Raw genomic sequence first — 3214 nt, 5'->3', positions numbered from 1 at the left:
TGTTTAACCCCCCAACCCCCCCAACACCCCATCGCCCCCCCCCCCAAAAAAACCCAGACTGTCTCCGCGGAGGGACTCTGGATTGCTTCGCTGCGCTCGCAATGACGTGTTGAGAGAGCGTTGCTCCTGGGGGACATATGACTCTCGGAGAGTCCCCCTCATCCGGAATTTGCTGCCGCAAATTCCGGCCTCTCCCCGCAGGCGCGGAGAGGCGAAGACCTACACCCGCGGCATGCTCGCAGGTCTTACCTCGCGGGCCTGCGCCGCGAGCCTGATCCCGGCATTGGCTGCGCCGAATCCCTGATAGTCCCGTCGCTCCACGATCTCGAAGAAGAAGCGCTCATCGAAGATGTGGGTGTAGACTTGGAAGAACTCGCCGTCGCCTTCGCGGTCGTAGAGGATGTGGTTGGCGCGCAGCTGCGCCATCAGGTCGGGCGCGAGGTCATATTTGGCTTCGATGTCGTCGTAGTAATTGTCAGGGATATCCAGGAAATCCGCGCCACGCTTGCGCATCGCGGCGACCGTCGCGAAAATGTCCCGGCAGGAGAACGCCACGTGCTGCACGCCCGAGCCGAAGAACTCCGAGATGAAGCGCGCCGGCAGGGTGCGGTTGGCGGATGAGCCGTTGAGCACGAAGCGCAGGCTCTGGTCGGCGTTGATGACCGCCTGGCTCTGCACGAGGCCACGCGGGTCGGCGATCTCCATCTGCGGCAGCCGCTTCAGGTCGAGGATGCCAGTGTAGAACAGCAGCCAGGACAGCATCTCGTCGTAGGGCATCGACTGCGCGATGTGATCGACGGCAAGCAGGGCGTCGGCGTTCGCGTCACTTGCGACCGGCTCGAAATCGGTGTCCCAGTTCTTGCCGGCCTGATCGAGGAAATAGAGCAGGCTGCCGCCGACGCCATGGATCGCGGGAATCTCCAGCTCGCCCGGCCCGACCGGCTGGTAGAAGGTGCGCGTCTTCAGCGCTTCGGCGCGCTGCATGGCAAGACCGGCATTGTCGACGTCGAGCGCAATCGCGCAGACGCCGGGGCCGTGCGTGACGTAATGCGAATGCGCAAAGCCGTCGGTCTCGCAATTGATCACGAGCTCGACCTTGCCCTGCGACCAGCGCTCCACGGCCTTGCTGCGATGCTTGCCCGTCCTGCGGAAGCCGAGCTGCGCGAACAGGCGGGCGAGGTCGACCGCCTTGGTCTCGTTGACGGCAAACTCGATGAAGCCGGTGCCGTGGCTCTTGGCCTTCGGCGCCAGCGGCTCGCCGGCAAGCTTCGGCCAATCCGGTGCAAGCTGGTCCTCCAGCAGGATCAGCGAACGCAGGCCGTCGACCGCGGTCTGCGCGGCCGAGCCGGCACGGAACTGGTCGTTGAAGATTTCGAGCGACAGCGGCCCGGCATAGCCGGTCGCCGCGATCGCCTGCATGAACTCGCCGACCGGGAGGTCGCCCTGGCCGGGGAAGGAGCGGAAGTGCCGGCTCCATGAGAGGATGTCGAGCTCGAGCTTTGGCGCATCCGCGAGCTGCACCAGAAAGATCTTGTCGCCGGGGATCGAGGCCATGGCGCGTACCGGAAAGCCGGGCGCGAGCGCGTGAAAACTGTCGAGGATGACGCCGATCGCGGGATGATCGGCGCGCCGCACGATCTCCCAGGCATCGCGGTAGTCGTTGACATGGCGGCCCCAGGCCAGCGCCTCATAGCCGACGCGCAAGCCGCGCTTGGCCGCGCGCTCGCCTAGCTCGCGAAAATCGTCCGCGGCGCGATCGATGCCGCCGAGCGAGGCGGGCGAGACGTTGGAGCAGATCAGCAGGAGGTCGGTGCCGAGCTCCTGCATCAGGTCGAACTTGCGCTCGGCGCGGGCAAAGTTGCGTGTCCGCTGCGGCTCCGGCATGCCCTCGAAATCGCGGAACGGCTGGAATGCGCAAATCTCGAGATTGAGGTCCTTGCACAGCTGCGCCACCTCGCGCGGGCCGGAGCCGAACGACAGCAGATCGTTCTCGAAGATTTCGACCGAGTCGAACCCGGCTGATGCGATGGCGCGGAGCTTTTCGTCCAGGCTGCCTGAGAGCGAGACGGTCGCGATCGAGCGCTTGTTCATGCTGCGTTGTCCTCCATGGCGCCGCCGAGAAAGAGCTGGCCGATGCGCGGATCGTTCAAAATGCGTTTCGCGCTGTCGACCATGCGAGTCTGGCCGAGCTCGAGCACGATGCCGATGTCGGAAATCTCCAGCGCCGAGCGCGCGTTCTGCTCGATCATCAGGATCGTGACGCCGCGGTCGCGCAAGCTCTTCAGGATGTCGAAGGTCTGCTGCACCATCAGCGGCGACAGGCCGATCGAGGGCTCGTCGATCAGCACGAGCTTTGGCTCGAGCAGTAGCGAGCGCGCGATCTCAAGCTGCTTCTGCTCGCCGCCGGAGAGCGTGGAGGCCTGCTGCGCCGACTTGCGGCGCAGCGCGGGAAACAGGTCGAGTGCGGCTTCGATGCGTGCGGGCAGGTCGATGCCCTTGCCGGCGGAGACTCCGCCGAGCTCGATATTGTGGCGCACCGACAGTTCGGGAAAGATGTTGCGGCCCTGTGGCACGTAGCAGATGCCGGCATTGAGCAGCGCGCGCTGACTTAGATTGGTGACGTCACGGCCGGCAAAGCTGATCTTGCCTTCGCGCAGCTTCAACAGGCCGAAGATCGCCTTGAACACCGTCGACTTGCCGGCCCCGTTGGGACCGATGATGGTGGTGATGGTGGCCTGCGGCACGGCGAAGGTGGTGCCGTTCAGGATCGTCATCTTGCCGTAGCCGCCGACGAGATTGTGAACCGAGAGGATCGGGTCGCTCATGATGGCTTCCTAATGTCCGAGATAGGCTTCGATCACGGCGGGATTTTTCCGCACTTCGTCCGGCCGCCCCATCGCCAGCACCTTGCCCTCCGCCATCACCATCACGCGCGAGCACAGCGACATCACGAATTCCATGTTGTGCTCGATCACGACGAAGGTGGCGTTCTTCTCGCGGTTGATCGCGACCAGGCGGTCCTTCAGGTCCGACAGCATCGACGGGTTGACGCCGCCGGCGGGCTCGTCGAGCAGGACGAGGCGCGGGCCGCCCATGAAGGCCATCGCGGCATCGAGCAGTTTTTGCTGGCCATAGGAGAGCCCGCCGGCCGGCTCGTCGGCGAGATGGTCGAGCTTGAAGAAGCCGATCATCTGGTTGGCGACCTCGGTCAACC

3 protein-coding genes are annotated in these 3214 nt (G+C 64.8%); all 3 read right to left on the bottom strand.

The features are described from left to right. Positions 1 to 219 precede the first annotated feature (219 nt). Positions 220 to 2091, bottom strand: a complete 1872-nt coding sequence (locus AC0L3X_RS23490) for a bifunctional sugar phosphate isomerase/epimerase/4-hydroxyphenylpyruvate dioxygenase family protein (RefSeq protein ID WP_063979913.1) — start codon at positions 2089 to 2091, stop codon at positions 220 to 222. Continuing rightward, positions 2088 to 2825, bottom strand: a complete 738-nt coding sequence (locus tag AC0L3X_RS23485) for an ABC transporter ATP-binding protein (RefSeq protein ID WP_063979912.1) — start codon at positions 2823 to 2825, stop codon at positions 2088 to 2090. Before AC0L3X_RS23485 ends, AC0L3X_RS23490 begins: the two co-directional genes overlap by 4 nt. 9 nt (positions 2826 to 2834) lie before the next feature. Continuing rightward, positions 2835 to 3214 (bottom strand): ABC transporter ATP-binding protein C-terminal domain-containing protein (locus AC0L3X_RS23480; protein ID WP_473316840.1); only part of this gene is annotated, 380 nt, incomplete at its 5' end.

It is taken from the genome of Bradyrhizobium sp. MI1.7, assembly GCF_055811795.1.
This window is presented reverse-complemented; position numbering and strand designations above follow the sequence as displayed.